Here is a 16,580-nt window from a genome sequence, read left to right as displayed (position 1 = left end):
CCGTCATGTCAACCTACATTGACACCATGACCGAGGCAACGAACCTCGCCGAGCGGGCCGGCGACCAGGACCCCCGGGTCGGGCTGCGTGCCGTCGCCGCGCTCCGCCGGCTGTTGGAGCAACTGGAGGCCGTGCAGGTGCGCAGCGCCCGCGCGAAAGGGTGGTCGTGGCAGGAGATCGCTGCCGAGCTGGGCGTCAGTCGGCAGGCGGTCCACAAGAAGCACGGGAGGCATTGATGTTCGAGAGGTTCACCACCAGCGCGCGCCAGGTCGTCAAGGGCGCCGTGATGTACGCCGACGGTACGGGCAGCGGCACCGTCGGGGAGGCGGAGCTGCTCCTCGCGCTCCTGGACCGTACGGGCACCCCCGCCGCCGACGTCCTGACCGCCCTCGGCGCGGCCGGCCGGCGCGCGGCGATCGAGCGCGACCTGGCCGCGGTGCGCCGCCGCGGCGGCATCTCGGCCGGGGACGCGAAGGCCCTGGCCGGGCTCGGCATCGATGTCGAGGAGGTCGTCGCGCAGGTCGAGCGGGTCCATGGCCCGGGCGCCCTCGCCGGGCCCGCGGAGACCGCCCGTCGGCGCGGCCGCCCGCTCCGGCGCCCCTTCGCACGGGAGGCCAAGTCGGTCCTGGAGCGGTCCCTGCGGATCTCGCTGGGCCGCGGCGACAAGTACATCGGCGATGAGCATCTGCTGCTGGCCCTGACCGCCCGTCCGGGCGTCGCCGCCCATGTGCTCGCCGACCACGGAGTCACATACGTCCAGGTCGAACGGTTCCTCACCGGCCGCCGGGCCGAGGCGGGCTAGCGCTCTTCGCCACCGCCCAGGCCGCGGTGGATCGCGGCGAGCAGCGTCCGGTGCAGGGCGGACGGTCGCCGGTCCGCGCGCCGGACGGCGAACACCGGCAGCCGCGGCCGGGCGTCGGCGATCCGAATCTCGCGCAGCGAGCCGTCGGCCAGCTCGGCCGCGACCGAGGCGCGGAACAGCAGCGCGACCCCGAGCCCGGCCCGTACGGCATGTTTGATCGCCTCGGGGTGGCCCAGCTCGATGACCACGTCGCGGTCGATGACGCCGAGCTTCGCGAGTTCGATGTCCTCGATGTCCCGGCGGCGGGAGCCGCGCGGTGTGGAGGCGAAGGGCATCCGCGCGAGGTCGGCCACCTGGACCGGGGAGTCCGCCGTGCCCTCCGCCCCCGCGGCGCCGACCAGGATGAGGTCATGATGCCCCACCAGCTCGCCGGACAGGCCCTGACCGGCCGGGATCCGGTGGGCGATGGTCACGGCCAGGTCGCACAGGCCCGAGGTGACGGCCTCCCAGATGTGGTTGGGGTCGAGCACATGCGCGGCGATACGGGCGGCCGGGTGGGCCGAGGCGAAGTCGACGAGGACGGGCGGCAGCAGATAGCTGCCCACCGTCATGCTGGTGGCCACCGCCACGGCGCCCGCGGTCCCGTCGGCCAGCCCGGCGAGTTCGCGCTCCAGCTCAGTGCCGCGGCGCAGCGTGTCGCGCGCCCAGCCGTACGCGGCCCGGCCGGCGTCGGTGAGCTCGAGGCGCTGCCCGGAACGGTCGAAGAGCCGTATTCCCAGGCGCTGTTCCAGGGACCGTATATGGCCGCTGACCACCGGCTGGGAGACATACAGCCGGCCGGCGGCGCGGCCGATCCCGCCCAGCTCGACGACCGTGCAGAAGACCTCCAGCTTGTGCAGCGAGATCCGGTTGTCCACCCGGGCGGCCCCTTCCCCCGTGCATACGTCATAGCCATCTGGCTATGACCACCTCACCATAGTCGTCTTTGTTTGCCGCGAAGACGCCAATTAGCCTCGCAGGAGCGGCCATTCGGATCCGCGTATGAGGCAGAGTGAGGCGAACCCATGATTCCGGTAGGCGAGTTCACCTTCCACGGCGGCGACGGCTGTCCGCTGTACGCCACCACGGTCGGCCGGTCCGACCACGCCGGCCCGCCGCTGGTGCTGCTGCACGGCGGGGGCCCGGACCACCACAGTCTGCTGCCCTTGGCCCGGCTGCTGGCCGACCGTGTGACGGTGGTCCTCCCCGACGTGCGGGGCTACGGCCGCTCCGTCTGCTCCGATCCGTCCCGGCACACCTGGGCGCGGTACACCGACGACGTCATCGCGCTGCTCGACCACCTGGAGGCGCCCGGCGCCGCCCTGGGCGGCACCGGTCTCGGTGCCACGGTCGCCCTGCGCACCGCGCTCACCCACCCCGACCGGGTGGCGGCCACCGTTCTGATCAGCCTTGAGGAGATCGAGGACGACGAGGCCAAAGCGGCCGAGACCGCGTTCCTTGACGCGTTCGCCGCCCGCGTCCTGGCCGACGGGCTCGAGGCGGCGTGGGCGCCGATCCTGGAGGCGATGCCGCCGGTGATCGGCTCGATGGTGCGCGACGCGTTTCCGCGTACGGACCCGGCCGGCGTCGCCGCCGCCGCGCATATCGGCCACGACCGGGCCTTCCATGACATCGCCGAGCTGGCCGCGGTCCAGGTGCCCACCCTGGTTGTGCCCGGCACCGACGCGCGCCACCCGACCGAGCTGGCGGCGCGCGTCGCCCGGATCATGCCCCGCGGCCGGCTCGCTCCGGTGGGTGTTTCGCCGGATCTGCGCACCGCCGCCGACCTCGCCGAGGCGGTGGCCCCGGCCGTACGGCAGTTTTTGAACTCCGCGCCACAGGTGCGCTGACCTGCGGCGAAGCCCAAGATCTACAGCTGGAGTAGGGGTTTTGTTTCCATCCTCGTAAAGATCTGTATTCCGTCGTCCCGAACCATGCCCAGGGGATAGTTGACGGCCATGCGCCGTGTGTAGGGACGGGGGGAAGTTCAAGATGTCCTTCGACGAGGAATGGGCCCAGCTCAAGGCCGCCGCGCGGGAGGAGCACTCGGCGGCGGGGCGGTCCAGCGGTACGCGGCTCAACCAGCTCGACGGTGGCGGCGGTGGTCTGATCACCCCGTACGGCGGGCTGTGCACGTCTCCGGCGCAGAAGAAGACCGCGGCCGGGGTGATCGAGGACGAGCTCGAGCCGGGCCTGACCAAGGCGGGCGACGACGCGGACACCAAGTCCAACACCGCGATCAGCGAGTTCCACGGCTGGGACACGGCCCTGGGGCTCAAGCACGTCCTGACCGAGTGGCAGACGCAGGTGAAGGCCCTGACGAAGCGGATCGGCGGGGAGAAGGAGGCCCTGCGCGGCACCAACACCCTCCTCACCGGCACCGATCTGCATACCGGTTCGAGCTTCTGCGGCATCTTCGGGAACAACTCGTACGGCACGCCTGCCAGCGGCGGCTCTCAGCCCTCGCTGCCCCTCCCCCTCACCTCCTCGCACCCCTGAGAGGGAACCAAATGGTCACCTACCGCCAGGTCATGGACACCGACCTCGCCAAGCTGACCGACGCCGCCCAGGCGTGGGACGACATGGCCGACCAGCTCCAGAAGCTGGAGACGACCTACCAGACCAAGGTCCAGAAGATCAGCGCCGGTATGTCCTGGAGGGGCGTCAGCGCCAACTCCCACCTCAATCTGGCCACCGACACCCGCCATGAGTTCGACGCGGCCCAGGTGGAGGCGCGGGCCGTCGCCGATCTGCTGCGCGATGCCCACGGCCAGTTCGTACGGCTGGTGGGTGCGGTCAAGAGCGCGGTCAAGGAGGCCCAGGCGGCCGGGATGAAGGTCGACGCCGATGGCCGGTGCACCTTCGACTACGCCAAGGCCACCAAGGAGGCGGCCTTCTCCGCCCATCACGACCCCGACCTCCCGGAGACCGAGCGCTCCTGGACCAAGAGGATCGAGCAGGCCGTCCAGGCCGTCGACGACGCCGACTACGGCGTCAAGCTCGCGCTGCGGGAGTCCGTGAAGGACACGGACGGCAAGGGCGACCCGCACGGCTTCAACGGGGCCGCGCAGGGCGATGTCGAGGTGTACGAGGGGCGGCGGGCCACGGACCTCGGGGAGAAGCTCGTCGACGGGAAGCTGTCGCCCGCGGAGCTGAAGGAAATGCAGATACTGATGCGCAACAACGCGCACAGCAAGCCCTTCAGCCAGACGTTCCTCAGCGGCCTGGGCGCCGGGGACGCCATCAAGCTGAGCGACAAGCTCGTCGGGCTCTCGTACAACCGCGACGGCACGGTCAGCAACACCGAATATCTCTCCGTGGAGCAGGGGCTGGCCCATTCGGTGGCCACGGCCACCGAGGTGCCGGGAACCCTCAAGGAGCGCCCGCCCGGCTCACCGCAGTTCAACGCCTGGCTGAACAGCCCGGACGGAAAGTTCTTCCGTGAGTGGACGGAAGGCGTCCGAAAGGTCGGCTTCGAGAAGTACGGCAGCAAGCAGGTGCCGCGGTACGGCTACCAGTCGTATCTGACCATGCTCCAGAACTACGACAAGTTCGACGACCAGTACCTCTACACACTGGGCGACGACATCATCAAAGCGGAGAAGAAACAGCCTTCGGGTGTGTGGGACGAGTGGAGCGGCGCCGACCCCAAATTCGTCAACGATCCGCTCGACACCGTCCTGGGCCTCATGAGCAAGGACCCCGACACCGCCACCGCGTTCCTCGACCCCGAGGGCAAGGGGGCGCTGAAGAACGACCACCTCACCTATCTCATCGAGCAGCGCGACTGGCCGAAGCAGGTGATGAACGGTGGTTACGGCCCGCCCCAGTCGATGGACGACACGTTCGGCAAGATGGGCTTCGGCGCCGCGCTCGAAGCGGCCGCCACCGGCCATGTCCCGGGCACCGACTACCCCCTGGGGAAGCACACCGAGGACCAGGCCCGGGTGATGTACCAGGCCATCGAATCGCTCAACAAGGCGGGCGCGGCCGAGAACCTGGACCCCATGCTGCGCCGGCCGATGGCGAACATCCTCGCCGACTACACCCCCGACCTGCACCAGACCCTCGCCCGCGACAACCCCCTCTACCGCGAGCACAACGGACTCTGGAACGACAACGGCGAACTCAGGGTCTCCGTCCCCGAGGAACACCTCGTCAAGATCATGCGTGGGGTCGCCAACGACCCCAGCGCGTTCGCGGATCTCTACAACGCCGAGCGGCACTACGCGGCGGGGACCTTCGCCGGCATGCCGGAGAAGATCTCCGAGCGCACCCGGGTGCCGATCCAGGAGGCGTCCTCGGCCCTCGGCATGTACGACGGGGTGCGTGCGGACGTCCTCTTCGACGACCGCGACAAGAAGATCCAGTGGGAACGGGACTTCAACAACGCCCTCACCAGCGTCACCAGCATCGGCCCGAAGTTCGTGTCCAACAACGCCGCCGCGTTCGGCTCGGAGATCCTCTACCGGATCATCCGCTCCGAATCCCACGGCATCATGTGGGATCGCATCAAAGAGGCCAACCTGGACGCGAGCGTGGAGAACGCCAAGCAGTTCACGGCGGGCCAGAAGGAGGTCGACTCCATGGTTGCCAACTGGGCGGAGACCCGGGGCCACGCCAAGGACAGCGACTACACCAAGGACCTCATCGGCATCGGCCAGACCAAGCACGCAGAGGGCCGCAACCAGGCCCTGATCCATCTGCGCGCCGACTACTGAGGCTCCTCCTGGCGGCCGGTGCGGGTCCCGCAGGCACGGCCGCGGGTCCCGCACCGGCCGTACCTCCGTCAGGCGGGGCGGCGCGCCGCGATCAGCCGGACGCCGAGTGCGGTGTCGTCCCATGCGGTCCGTACGTGGCCAAGACCCGCCGCCGTCAGCGCGCCCTCGACCTCGCCGTCCGCAGGCGTACGCCCGCCCGCGAGCGCGAGGTCCAGGCGCGCCGCCGCGGCCCCCAGGGGGCGCTTGGGCGGCAGCGGGCACGGCAGCACGAGCCAGCCGCCGGGCAGCAGCGCCTCCATGGCCGTGGCGACGGCCGCCCGCAGCTGCTCGGGGTCCGGCGGCCCGGCGGCGGGCAGCCAGGCGAGCGCGAGCCGGTCGCCCTCTCTGAAGTCCCCCGCCTGTTTGAAGTCCTCCGCCGCGAAGCCCGCCGCCGTGCTTCCCGTGCCGTCGTCGACCCGGATCCGTACCTCACCATCGCCCCCGGCCGTGCCCAAGGCCAGCGGCTCCGGCTCCAGCGCGAGCACCGGTACGAACGGGATATGACGCGCCAGCTCGACGGCGGACCGGCCGCCGTCCCCGGCCGCGCAGCCCACCTGCGCCCCGGGCCGGTCCAGCAGCTCGGGCAGCCCCTCCAGCCTGCCCAGCAGCGAGTTGACCAGCACATCCGCCAGCGCCGCCGCCTCGCCTCCGCACCCGGTCAGCGACTCCCGCCCCGCGACCGGCTTCCCGTCTGAGCGGCCTCGGGGAGGTGGGGTGCGTTCCCGCGTCGTTCGGTGCGGTGCATCGCAAGGCGGAGCGGCGCCCTCGTACTGGGCGCTGCGGTCGATATGCCGCTGGCGCGGCGTGGCGGGCGCTGCGACAACGCGGCGAGGTGCCGTGCCGGGCGGCGTGGGGGCGTGCCTCACTTCCCCGAGGTCGCTCAGCAGCCGGGCCCCGCCGTCCAGCGCGCGCCGCAGCCGCGCCGCGAACGCCGAGGCGCGCGGGCCGCCGATCAGCACCCGCTCCAGGCCCTCGTCGGCGACGTACCGGCCCTCGCCGTCCCGGCGCACCACCGAGGCGGCCACCAGGGCCTCCAGCAGCCCCTCGGCGAGAGCGGGCGGCAGCAGATCCTCGGCCGCCTCCCGTACGGTGCACGGCTCCAGCAGCCGGGTCAGCAGCCCGGTCTCGTTCGCCACCCCGCACGCGAGCAGGCCCCACGCCCCCGCCGCCAGTTTCGCGAGCCGCCCCTCGAACAGGCCCTCCGGCCCCTGCGGCAGCGCCTCGGGCGGCCGTCCCGCCCGTACGGCCGCCACCAGGGCGTGGGCCCGTTCGAGCAGCGCGGCCACCGCGCCGCGCCCAGCCGTCTCAAAAGCGTCGGAAGTGGTGGGAGCGTCGAACCCGGCCGCCGAGAGCACCGCCGCCACCGCGTCGGCGTACTCCTCGCCGCCCCCGTGCGCGGCGGCGTGCAGCGCCCACCACCCGTCGGCCAGTTTGGACACGGCGCGCTCGGCGGCCTCCTCCCGTACCCGCTTGCCCTCCAGCCCGACGATCGTGCGCTGCCCCAGTTGCAGCAGCAGCATCTCCTGGGAGCCCTGACCGGAGATCAGCCCCAGGATGTCGCGCATGAACCGCTCCCACGGGAACGCGGACATATACGCCTCGCCGCCCTGGAGGCTCATCACCAGTTGGCCGACGCGCAGCGCGCACTCGGACGCGTGGTGCTTGGCGACGGTCGCGTACTCGTCGAAGTACGGATCGCGGTCCGGCGACCTGGTGCCGTCCAGCGCCCGGTAGACGCTCGCGCGGGCCGACTGGAGCAGCATGCGCATCTCGCCGACCGAGCGCTCGACGTTGGGGTATTCGAGCACCCGACGCCCGCCGCGCTTACGGGGGTCCAGTGCGTCCACACAGTTCTCGATCACCCCGTCCAGCGCGCCCAGCACCCCGCATGCGCTCATGGTCCGGCGGATGCGCGCATAGGTGTTCAGCTCGCTGAGCGCATCCGCGCGCCACACGAGCCGCGCCGCGGGCAGCCGCACGTCGTGCAGGATCACCTGGCCCAGGCCCATGGTGTGCATGCCCATGGTGTCCATGTGTACGGGGGTGACGCCCGGGTCGTCCTTCTCGACGAGAAACGCCAGCATGTCGTTGGACGCCTCGTCACGCAGAAACAGCACAAAGAGGTCGGCGAAGCGCGCCCCGGCAAGAAACCGCTTGGCGCCGTTCAGCACCCAAACGTCGCCTTCCAGCCGCGCCGTGGAGTGGTAGTCGTACGGGTCCCGGCTCTCGTACGCGCCCTGCACCCCGAACCGCCGGCCGGCCACCAGGTCCGGAACGTAGGTCTCGATCAGCTCCGGAGTGCCGCTGGACAGGATCAGTTCGGTGATCTCGACGCTGATGTCGAGCAGGACGGCGAAGCCGGGGTCGCGCGAGAGGCGGGCGATCTCCTCGACCACCACGCCCCACGCCAGCTTGTCCCGTCCCTCGCCGCCGATCTCGGTCGGCAGCGAGAACCCCATCAGCCCCAGCTCACCGGCCTGTTCGAAGACGCGGTTGTCGAGCGGCCGGCACTCCTTGTTGCGGAAGTGCGAGCCGGGGTTGGCCACATCCAGGACGAAGCTGCCGAACCGGCGTCGGGCCTCGCGGCGGATCCGCTCGATCTCGGCGTCGAGGGTGGGGTGGCCGGGCGCCGCCCGGTTCATCACATCGGCGGCGTGCGCCCGGCCCGTCATGCCCCGGCCCGTCATGCGCCGACCTCCTGCGTGTCGGTGTCCAGCTCGCGTACCAGGTCCGCAAGCGTCTCCTCGCCGAGGAACCGCTCCAGCGGGATGGTGGCGCCGGTGCGCTCCTCGACCTCGACGGAGAGCTGGGCCGCGGTGAGCGAGTCGATGCCGATCTCGCCCAGCGGTCGGTCGACGGGCAGCCGCTGCCCGTCGAGGCCCAGCAGCTCCCCGATCAGCGAGGGCAGCCAGGCGCCGGCGGACTCGGCGGTGCCGTCGCGGTGTTCGGTGGTCATGGCGTCGTCCTCCTACAAGCGGCCTACGAGCTGCCTACGAGCGGCCTGGATACGGCCTGGATGGGGCCTGGACGGGGCCCGGCGCGGACCCCCGGTACTGCGGGGCGAGCCGCAGCGGTACGAGGGAGAACGCCCGATCGTCGTCGTCAAGGTCTTCGAGCCGGCGCACCAGCCGGTCCTCGGCCTCCCGGTCCGGTTCGGCCGGGAACCCCAGCCGTTCCACCACGCGGCGCAGCGCGGCCGAGAGCCAGGCCCGGTCGGCGGCCAGGCCGCCGAGCGCGTCCCGGCGCCGCAGCCATGTGTGCAGACAGCAGGCGCCCGCATGTACCAGACAGTGCCTGCGGGCCGCCTCGTACGCCTCGGAGTCCCGCGCCGTGCCGAGCGCGCGCAGTGTCTCCCGCGTCTCGTCGCGCACCTTCAGCAGCGTGTGCCCGAGCGAGAACAGCTCCTGGTCGTCGCCCAGCGCCGCCACCGCCTCGTCGAGGAGGTCGACCACCTCATCGGCGGCCCCGTACGTCAGCGACGGGCGCTGGTCCCGGGGCGCCACCGGGGTCACCGGCTCGCCGAACCCGAACAGCAGCGGCAAAGGCACCTCGGCCCGCAGCCCCCCGGCCCGCCGCCGTGCCCCGCTGACCAGTTGGGCGCGGACCGTGTCCAGCTGCACCAGCTGGGTGCCCTCGAACACCGGGGTGATCGCCACATCGCGCACCAGCTTCTGGAACGCCCCGTTCGCGACCCCCTCGCGCAGATACGCCCGCGCGCTCAGCACCTCGCCGCACGCGTTCACCGCGTCCACGCAGAGCGCGGGCACCACGTACTTCGCCACCGCGGACCACAGCGCCATCCGCTGCCGCGCCACATCGAGGGCGCGCGCCGCGGCAAGACCGGTGCACTCCGCGATCAGCAGATCGGCGAAGGCGCGCGCCAGCAGCGAGCGCACCGGGGCCAGCGCCAGCGCCGGCTCGCCGTACAGCACCCGCCCGCGCGCATGCCGGAGTGCGATGCGCAGCGCCGTGTCGGCGGCGCCGAGGCTGCTCCCGCCCACCAGCGTGCGGGTGAACTGGAGCATGCCGGTGACCATCTCGACGCCGCGGCCCGGCCGTCCGATCATGGCGCCGGAGCCGATCCGGCAGTCGTCGAGGACGAAGCCGCTCAGGTCGTGGCCGCGCAGTCCGTGGGTGGGCACTTTCGGGAGCCGCCGCACCGCGCCGCCGCCGACTGCTTCGAAGTCGACCAGGAACAGTCCGAAGGACGGGTCGGAGGCGGCCAGTACGGTGGCGAACGAGGACCGCCTGCCGTTGCCGACCAGCCACTTCTTGCCGTTCAGCACAAACCCGTCGCCCGTGGGCGCCGCGCGGGTGGCGGTGGCGAGCAGATCGCTGCCCGCCGCCTCCTCGCTGATCCCGGCGGTGCCCCAGGCGCGGCCGAGCGCCAGCTCGGCGACCCGGCGCCGCTGGGCGTCGTCGCCCCAGGTCCACACCGGCGCGGTGGCCAGCAGCGTCGAGCCGAACCCGACCGAGACCGCGAGCTCCCGGCGCGAGGCGGCGCGCACCACGGCCAGCAGCGATTCGAACGAGCCGAGCCGCCCGCCCTCGGCGACCGGCACCAGATGCTCATGCAGCCCGGCCGCCCAGGCCGCCTCGTACGCCGCGGTGGGCTCGGCCTCCAGATCGTCCGCGCGTACGCCGCGCGCCAGCGACATACCGGTGTCCGGATCGAACGGGCAGCCCAGCGCCCGCTCCAGCTCCTCCGCCGCCGCGAACGCCGAGAACGCGGTCAGCGATGCCCCGGTCATACGTGCTCCACCACGATCGCGTACGGCCCGCCGTCGAAGCCGTCGCCGTCACCGTTGTCGTCGTCGGCCAGCCCCAGCTCATGGACGAACGCGAGCCGCCCGTCGTGGCGGTAGACCGTGGTGTGCACCCGCAGCTGATCCCACAGCTGACCGGCCCGCAGCCAGGTCGCGTCGACCCGGCGGATCCCCTCGGCCAGCGCACGCCGCAGCTCGGGCGCCTTCCCGCCGTGCCGCATCACGCACTCCTCGCGCGCGCCGCCCGCGAACCCGAGGGATTCGACCCAGTACCACTGGTCGGCCACCTCGCAGTGGTGGCGGTGGACGCGGAACGTCGTGGTGTGGGCGGCGACGCGCTCGCCCTCGCGCTCGTACGCGCCCAACAGCCCGCGCACCGGCGACAGATACGGGGAGCGCTCGACCTCGTCCTCGTGGAAGCCCGCCACGAACGAGTCCGGCAGCGTCGTCGGGGCGCCCGAGAGAGCCCGGTCGCCGCTGAGCCGCAGCGGCACCGAGGTGGCGCGGGTGCGCACCGCCACGCCCGCCGGGCCCGAGACCGTCATCTCCATCTCCAGCTGCGACGAGCGCGGTCCGCGAACCCGGGCGCGCACCTCGACCTGCGCCTCGTCGGCGTCGAGGAACCGCAGGGGTTGCTCGTACTCCAGCTGCCAGGCCCACAGCACAAACCCCACCTGGTGCTCGGACACCAGCGTGCGATGGCTGCACACATGGTCGCGCAGCCAGCGGGTGCCGGCCTGGAACGCGAGCCGCCCGACGGCGGTGGGCTGCAGCTGGGCCGGGGTGAACAGGCTCGCGTCGAGCACGACCTCGTACGTGGAGCCGCGCGGCATCGGGGCTAGCCCCCGGATATCGCGGTGACGATGTCCACCCGGTCGTCCTCGGTGGCCTCCCGGTCCAGCTCGTTCAGGGTGAGCTTTTCGCCGTTGAGGGCGATCAGATGCGTGGCGCGTACGCTTCCCTCGCGGTCCATCAGCACCTCGGCCAGGTCCGGGTAGCGGTCGGTCAGCGCCGCCAGCCCGTCGCGCACGGTGTCGCCGCCGACCTCGATCTCGCTCTCGTAGTCGGTGAACCGGAGCAGGACGCCCCGCACTTTGACGATCACGTCAGTTCCCCCTCGTGGATGTGGTCATATCGGGTGCGGGCCGGGCGGAAGCCTGCCAGCGGGCGAGCTCGTCGAGCTCACCGGCGAGGAATTGGCGGCGGGCCAGCCAGCGCTGCACCTTGCCGCTCGATGTCTTGGGGATGGTCCGGGGCCGCACCAGGACCACGGTGTACGGAGGGACGCTCAGCTCCATCGAGACCGCTCGCCGGATCCCCTCGACGGCCGCCGCGTACTGCTCCTCTTCCCCCTCTTCTGGGGGGTCCGCCTCGTAAACCAGCACCAGCCGCTCGGCCGCGCCCTCGTCGTCCTCGACCGCGAAGGCGGCGCCGCAGTTGCGGCGGATGCCGGTGACCTCGGCTTCGCAGACCCGCTCGATGTCGACGGGGTGGTAGTTGCGCCCGTTGACGACGATCAGGTCCTTCAGCCGCCCCGCCGGGAACAGCTCGCCGTCCAGGACGAACCCGAGGTCACCGGTGCGCAGATAGGGGCCGTCGCCGGTGGTGGTCGTGGCGCCGAAGGTGGCGTCGGTGTCCTGCGGGCGCCGCCAGTAGCCGTCGGCGACGCTCGGCGAGTCGATCCAGATCTCGCCCACCGCGCCCTCGCCCAGCGGTTCGCCGGTGGCCGGGTCGGCGATCAGCAGCCTGGTCCCCGGGCCGGGGGAGCCGCAGCTCACCAGCGACCGGGAGCGCTCCCGCGGCTCGGCCGGGCGGGCCGTGCCGTGTGCTTCGAGCGCGTCGCGCGCGACCGACACCGAGCGCCAGCCGCCCAGAGGTTTACCGCCGGTCACGAACAGAGTCGCCTCCGCGAGCCCGTAACACGGATAGAACGACTCGGCTCTGAAGCCGCACGGCGCGAAACGTTCGGCGAAGCGCGCCATGGTATCGGCGCGGACCGGCTCGGCGCCGGTGAAGACGAGCTCCACACCTGACAGGTCGAGCCCTTCCAGGTCCGCGTCCTTCGCGCGCCGTACGCACAGGTCGTATGCGAAGTTCGGGCCGCCGGTGACCGTCACGCCGTAGCGGGAGACCATGCGCAGCCAGGACAGCGGGCGGCGCAGAAACGTCACGGGCGACATGAGCGTCACCGGAATGCCGGTGGACAGCGGGGTGAGGATGCCGCCGATCAGCCCCATGTCGTGGTACGGGGGCAGCCAGACGCCACCCGAACTGCCCTGGTGCAGCCCGAACCCGCGGGCGATCTGCAGGGAGTTGTCGAGCAGCTGGGCGTGGCTGAGCATGACGCCGCGCGGCAGCGATGTCGACCCCGAGGTGTACTGGAGCAGCGCCAGCCGCTCCGGCCGGATCTCCGGCAGCGGACCCTCGTCGGTGGGGGCGTCGGCGGGGGCGTCGGCGGGGTCGGCCCGGTCGGTCGCGATCAGCCGGGGCGTGCGGCCGCCGAGCGCCGTGGTCAGCCAGTCGGCCAGCAGCGGCGCGATGTCCGAGGTGGTCAGGACGGTGTCCGAGCCGGTGTCCTCGATGATGGCGGCGAGCCGCGGCATCGTACGGGCCAGGCGCGCCGGGTCGGGCGGGAAGGCGGGCACCGCGGGCACCCCGGCGTAGAAGCAGCCGAACAGCCCCGCGAGATAGTCGAGGCCGGGCGCGAAGAGCAGCAGCGCCGGGTCCGGCCGCCCGTCGGTGGCGGCCGACAGCCGGGCCGCGACGGCGCGGGCGCGCGCGTCGAGTTCGGCGTAGGTGATCTCGGCGGCCGACTCGTCGTCCGCCACGAACCGGTAGGCGAGGGCGTCGGGCTCGTACGCCGCCCGCTCACGCAGCAGCCGCGCGAAGCTTCCGGCACCGCGCCCATGTGGACCAGCCAACTGAGCTGTCTCCCCCCGTGATCGACCCCCGTGATCGATACGGCGAGCAAGTGTTACAGCAAGGCTGACGAATGGTCAATGATCTTATGACGATGGGTGGTTGAGGACGTGCGGACGTGTTCCGTGGGGTCCCTGGGGGGATTGACACTCACGGGTAACAACGAGCATCGTGATCGGCTGAACCAGGGTGAAGGATCGGTGCTCAACGACCGCGTGCCTGTCCAGGAGAGGACACCCATGACCGACGTACCGGTCGCTCCCGAGGGAACGCGGGACGCCGCGGCGGGCGATTCCGCCGCCGACCCACCCGCCAGGCCACCCGTCAAACTGGTCCTGCTGTGCTGCCTCGGCGCCTTCGTGGCATTCCTGGACAGCACCATCGTGAACGTGGCGTTCCCCAACATCGCCGAGACCTTCGACACCACCGACCTGCCCACCCTGTCCTGGGTGCTCAACGGCTACAACGTGGTGATCGCCGCGCTCCTGATGCCCGCCGGCCGGGCGGCCGACCGGCTCGGCTGCCGGCGGTCCTTCGCGGTGGGGCTCACCACGTTCACCGTCGCGTCCGCGGTCTGCGGGATCGCCGACTCGGCCGCCGTCCTCATCGGCGCCCGGCTGGTGCAGGCGGTCGGCGCCGCGATCCTCGTCCCCACCTCGCTCGCGCTGCTGCTGCCCATGTTCCCCATGGCCAAGCGCCTGGCGGCGATCACCCTCTGGAGCGCGTCCGCCGCGCTGGCCGCCGGGATCGGGCCCGGCCTCGGCGGGCTGCTCGCCGAGCACTGGAGCTGGCGGGCGGTGTTCCTGGTGAACATCCCGATCGGGATCGTCGCCGTATGGGCCGGCCGGCACCTCACCGAGCAGCGCGAACGTAGCGGCCCCACCCCCGACGTCCTGGGCTCGGCGCTGCTCGGCGCCTCGCTGGGCCTGCTCGCCCTGGGCCTGGTCAAGGCCCCCGACTGGGACTGGGCGAGCACGCGCACCATCGGCTGTCTGGTCGGCGGGGCGGTGCTGGCGGCAGCGGTGGTGGTGCGCAGCGCACGCCATCCGGCCCCGGTCGTCTCCCTCGATCTGCTGCGTTCGCGCAACGCCGTGGGCGGCAACATCGGCTCGATGCTGTTCTCGGTGACCTTCTACGCCGTCATCCTGAACAACATCCTGTTCCTGACCGGCCACTGGCACTGGTCCCTGCTCACCGCGGGCCTGGCCACCACCCCGCCGCCGCTCGCCAGCGCCCTGGTGGCCCGGCCGGCCGCCCGCCTCGCGGAGAAGTTCGGCGACCCGCTGGTCGTCATCGCGGGCTGTCTGATCTACATCTGCGGCACCCTGCTGCTGTTCTGGGGCGGCGGCCAGGACCCGGACTTCCTCACCCACTGGCTGCCCGGGGCGGCCGTCATGGGTCTTGGCGCCGGTCTGGTCTGGCCGGTGCTGGGCGGGGTGGCCCTGGCGGGCGTCGAACCCAGCCGGCTGGCCACCGCCAGCGCGGCCAACGCGGCCTTCCGCCAGCTCGGCGCCGTTCTCGGCACGGCGCTCGCGGTGTCCATCGTCACCGCGTCCGCGAGCGACGCGGTCGGCGGAGCGCGCAACACCTGGTACCTCTCGATCGGCTTCGCCTCCGGGGTGGCGGTGCTCGCGGCCGTGACCGTACGCCGCACCACGGCCCCGGCGGCGGCCTGACACCGGAGACAGAGGATGACGACCAAGGCGAGCACGACCACGACGGTTGACGTGACCGAAGCGACTGAGGTGACCGAAGCGCCGTGCGCGGCCGGGACGCCGCTGCTCGGCTCGATGGCCGATCTCCTGGGCGATCCGCTGGCGGCGTATCTGCGGGCCCGCCGCGACCACGGCGACGTCGTACGGTTCCGCGCCGGGCCGCCCGGTCTGCGGCGGGAGATCTACGGCGTGTTCTCGGCCGAGGGCATCCAGCAGGTCCTGGCCACGGAGGCGGCCAACTTCCGCAAGGACAACGCCATCTACGAGGAGCTGCGGCAGGGCCTCGGCAACGGCCTGCTCACCAGCCAGGACGAGCGCTACCGGCGCCAGCGCCGGCTCATCCAGCCGCTGTTCACCCGCCGCCGGGTCGAGGGCTACGCCACCGCCGTCACCTCGGAGGCCACCGCACTGGCCGCCCGCTGGCGGGAAGACTCCGATGGGACCGGCGGCGCCGTCGAACTGGTGGAGGAGATGCGCGGATACGCGCTGCGCGTCGTCGGCCGCGTTCTGTTCGGCTCCGATGTCGAGCAGACCATCGAGGTCGTCCGGGACAGCCTGCCGATGCTCAACGAGCGCGCGCGGGCCCGCGCCCTGTCCCCGGTCAGGCTGCCCCGCGACTGGCCCACCCCCGCCAACCGCCGCGCCGCCCGCGCCCAGGCCGGGCTGTACGCGCTGTGCGACGCGATCATCAGCAGGCGCATGGCCGCCCGGGAGCGCGAGGAGCGCGAGCAGACACCCGGACTCGGACACGCACCCGGATCCGGACCGGAGGACGGCCCCGTACCGCAGGACGGCGCCGCCGAGGATCTGCTCACCCTCCTCATCGGCGCCCACAACGCCGAGGACGGCAGCCTGACCCGCGCCGAACTGCGGGATCAGGTCCTGGTCTTCTTCCTCGCCGGACACGACACCACCGCCACGGCGCTCACCTTCGCCCTGCACCTCCTGGCCCGCCACCCGGCGGAGCAGCGCCGGGTGCACGAGGAGCTGGACCAGGCGCTCCCCGGCGGCCGCACCCCCACCGCGGCGGATCTGGAGGCCCTGCCCCGACTCACCATGGTGCTGAAGGAGGCCATGCGGCTGTTTCCGCCGTCCCCGGCCGTCAGCCGGCTCGCCGTGGCCGAGACCGCCATCGGCGGCCGCCGTATCCCGGCCGGTGCCGCCGTGCTGGTCAGCCAGTGGGTCGCGCACCGCCACCCCGACTACTGGGAGGATCCGGAGCGCTTCGATCCGGAGCGTTTCACCCCACAGGCCGAGGCCAAACGGCCGCGGTATGCGTACTTTCCGTTCGGCGGCGGGCCCAGGGCCTGCATCGGGCAGCACTTCTCGACGCTGCATTCGGTGCTGAGCCTGGCGACGCTGCTGCGCGCGTACGAGGTGGAGGACGCGACGGACGGCGGCGACATTCCGCTCGGCGCCGGGATCACACTCATGACGAAGGGGCCGGTGCGAGTCCGTGTACGATCCCGCGCCTAATTGGCGACATTGCCGAGATTTCGCCGGACCAGTACATTCGGTATCTCGGATCGATGCCCTCCGTTTGTTCGGCTCGATTGGCATCAACTTGCCTGTTTCTCCG

The 16,580-nt window shown here is 72.1% G+C and carries 14 protein-coding genes; 7 read left to right on the top strand and 7 right to left on the bottom strand.

Annotated elements, in window-relative coordinates; translation table 11 throughout:
* The first annotated feature begins 26 nt into the window (after nt 1–26).
* Together ACFV2X_RS02805 and ACFV2X_RS02800 are read left to right on the top strand one after the other, a co-directional pair.
* Nucleotides 27–236 carry a helix-turn-helix domain-containing protein gene (locus ACFV2X_RS02805; RefSeq protein ID WP_385610537.1) on the top strand — a complete coding sequence of 70 codons (210 nt, stop codon included), beginning with the start codon at nt 27–29 and terminating at the stop codon, nt 234–236.
* Nucleotides 236–802, top strand: coding sequence for a Clp protease N-terminal domain-containing protein (locus tag ACFV2X_RS02800; RefSeq protein WP_385610535.1), 567 nt, complete (start codon nt 236–238; stop codon nt 800–802). The genes ACFV2X_RS02805 and ACFV2X_RS02800 overlap by 1 nt, the downstream gene beginning before the upstream one ends.
* Here the strand turns inward: ACFV2X_RS02800 and ACFV2X_RS02795 are convergent.
* Nucleotides 799–1,719 carry a LysR family transcriptional regulator gene (locus ACFV2X_RS02795; protein ID WP_385610534.1) on the bottom strand — a complete coding sequence of 307 codons (921 nt, stop codon included), beginning with the start codon at nt 1,717–1,719 and terminating at the stop codon, nt 799–801. The genes ACFV2X_RS02800 and ACFV2X_RS02795 overlap by 4 nt on opposite strands.
* 147 nt (nt 1,720–1,866) lie before the next feature.
* Here ACFV2X_RS02795 and ACFV2X_RS02790 point away from each other — a divergent pair, with 147 nt between their 5' ends.
* The 3 genes from ACFV2X_RS02790 to ACFV2X_RS02780 all read left to right on the top strand — a co-directional run bounded on the left by ACFV2X_RS02790 (nt 1,867) and on the right by ACFV2X_RS02780 (nt 5,562).
* The gene (locus ACFV2X_RS02790) at nt 1,867–2,691 is read left to right on the top strand and encodes an alpha/beta fold hydrolase (protein ID WP_385610531.1); all 825 of its coding nucleotides are present in this window, start codon (nt 1,867–1,869) and stop codon (nt 2,689–2,691) included.
* Nucleotides 2,692–2,833: 142 nt separating this feature from the next.
* Nucleotides 2,834–3,340: a hypothetical protein gene (locus ACFV2X_RS02785; protein ID WP_385610529.1), complete on the top strand. Its 507-nt coding sequence runs from the start codon at nt 2,834–2,836 to the stop codon at nt 3,338–3,340.
* An 11-nt stretch (nt 3,341–3,351) separates the two neighbouring features.
* Entirely contained in the window at nt 3,352–5,562 is a 2,211-nt protein-coding gene (locus tag ACFV2X_RS02780; protein ID WP_385610526.1) for a hypothetical protein, read from the top strand.
* A 68-nt stretch (nt 5,563–5,630) separates the two neighbouring features.
* On the opposite strand, the gene ACFV2X_RS02775 is transcribed toward ACFV2X_RS02780, so the two are convergent.
* The 6 genes from ACFV2X_RS02775 to ACFV2X_RS02750 are packed head-to-tail and all read right to left on the bottom strand — an operon-like array spanning nt 5,631 to nt 13,288.
* Complete coding sequence (locus ACFV2X_RS02775) at nt 5,631–8,288, bottom strand: acyl-CoA dehydrogenase family protein (RefSeq protein WP_385610523.1); 2,658 nt, start codon at nt 8,286–8,288, stop codon at nt 5,631–5,633.
* The gene (locus tag ACFV2X_RS02770; protein WP_385610520.1) at nt 8,285–8,557 is read right to left on the bottom strand and encodes an acyl carrier protein; all 273 of its coding nucleotides are present in this window, start codon (nt 8,555–8,557) and stop codon (nt 8,285–8,287) included. The genes ACFV2X_RS02775 and ACFV2X_RS02770 overlap by 4 nt, the downstream gene beginning before the upstream one ends.
* A 34-nt stretch (nt 8,558–8,591) precedes the next feature.
* On the bottom strand, nt 8,592–10,352 hold the full coding sequence (locus ACFV2X_RS02765) for an acyl-CoA dehydrogenase (protein ID WP_385610518.1): 1,761 nt from the start codon (nt 10,350–10,352) through the stop codon (nt 8,592–8,594).
* On the bottom strand, nt 10,349–11,200 hold the full coding sequence (locus tag ACFV2X_RS02760; RefSeq protein ID WP_385610516.1) for an acyl-CoA thioesterase: 852 nt from the start codon (nt 11,198–11,200) through the stop codon (nt 10,349–10,351). The genes ACFV2X_RS02765 and ACFV2X_RS02760 overlap by 4 nt, the downstream gene beginning before the upstream one ends.
* 5 nt (nt 11,201–11,205) lie before the next feature.
* Nucleotides 11,206–11,472, bottom strand: coding sequence for a MoaD/ThiS family protein (locus ACFV2X_RS02755; protein ID WP_089506723.1), 267 nt, complete (start codon nt 11,470–11,472; stop codon nt 11,206–11,208).
* A 1-nt stretch (nt 11,473) separates the two neighbouring features.
* Nucleotides 11,474–13,288, bottom strand: coding sequence for a fatty acyl-AMP ligase (locus tag ACFV2X_RS02750; protein ID WP_385610513.1), 1,815 nt, complete (start codon nt 13,286–13,288; stop codon nt 11,474–11,476).
* A 237-nt stretch (nt 13,289–13,525) separates the two neighbouring features.
* Between ACFV2X_RS02750 and ACFV2X_RS02745 the strand changes: the two genes are divergently transcribed.
* Both ACFV2X_RS02745 and ACFV2X_RS02740 read left to right on the top strand, forming a co-directional pair.
* Nucleotides 13,526–14,962, top strand: a complete 1,437-nt coding sequence (locus ACFV2X_RS02745) for an MFS transporter (protein ID WP_385610510.1) — start codon at nt 13,526–13,528, stop codon at nt 14,960–14,962.
* 51 nt (nt 14,963–15,013) lie between these two features.
* Complete coding sequence (locus tag ACFV2X_RS02740; RefSeq protein ID WP_385610508.1) at nt 15,014–16,477, top strand: cytochrome P450; 1,464 nt, start codon at nt 15,014–15,016, stop codon at nt 16,475–16,477.
* Nucleotides 16,478–16,580 lie beyond the last annotated feature (103 nt).

It is taken from the genome of Streptomyces sp. NPDC059679, assembly GCF_042734105.1.
Lineage (GTDB): Bacteria > Actinomycetota > Actinomycetes > Streptomycetales > Streptomycetaceae > Streptomyces.
Note: the sequence above shows the minus strand (reverse complement) of the source record. Positions and strands in the feature narration are given on the sequence as shown.

What these genes read in the sequence shown, in the direction of transcription:
- ACFV2X_RS02805 (WP_385610537.1), top strand. Translation starts at nt 27, where the DNA reads ATGACCGAGGCAACGAACCTCGCCGAGCGGGCCGGCGACCAGGACCCC.
- ACFV2X_RS02800 (WP_385610535.1), top strand. Translation starts at nt 236, where the DNA reads ATGTTCGAGAGGTTCACCACCAGCGCGCGCCAGGTCGTCAAGGGCGCC.
- ACFV2X_RS02790 (WP_385610531.1), top strand. Translation starts at nt 1,867, where the DNA reads ATGATTCCGGTAGGCGAGTTCACCTTCCACGGCGGCGACGGCTGTCCG.
- ACFV2X_RS02785 (WP_385610529.1), top strand. Translation starts at nt 2,834, where the DNA reads ATGTCCTTCGACGAGGAATGGGCCCAGCTCAAGGCCGCCGCGCGGGAG.
- ACFV2X_RS02780 (WP_385610526.1), top strand. Translation starts at nt 3,352, where the DNA reads ATGGTCACCTACCGCCAGGTCATGGACACCGACCTCGCCAAGCTGACC.
- ACFV2X_RS02775 (WP_385610523.1), bottom strand. Translation starts at nt 8,288, where the DNA reads ATGACGGGCCGGGGCATGACGGGCCGGGCGCACGCCGCCGATGTGATG.
- ACFV2X_RS02770 (WP_385610520.1), bottom strand. Translation starts at nt 8,557, where the DNA reads ATGACCACCGAACACCGCGACGGCACCGCCGAGTCCGCCGGCGCCTGG.
- ACFV2X_RS02765 (WP_385610518.1), bottom strand. Translation starts at nt 10,352, where the DNA reads ATGACCGGGGCATCGCTGACCGCGTTCTCGGCGTTCGCGGCGGCGGAG.
- ACFV2X_RS02760 (WP_385610516.1), bottom strand. Translation starts at nt 11,200, where the DNA reads ATGCCGCGCGGCTCCACGTACGAGGTCGTGCTCGACGCGAGCCTGTTC.
- ACFV2X_RS02745 (WP_385610510.1), top strand. Translation starts at nt 13,526, where the DNA reads ATGACCGACGTACCGGTCGCTCCCGAGGGAACGCGGGACGCCGCGGCG.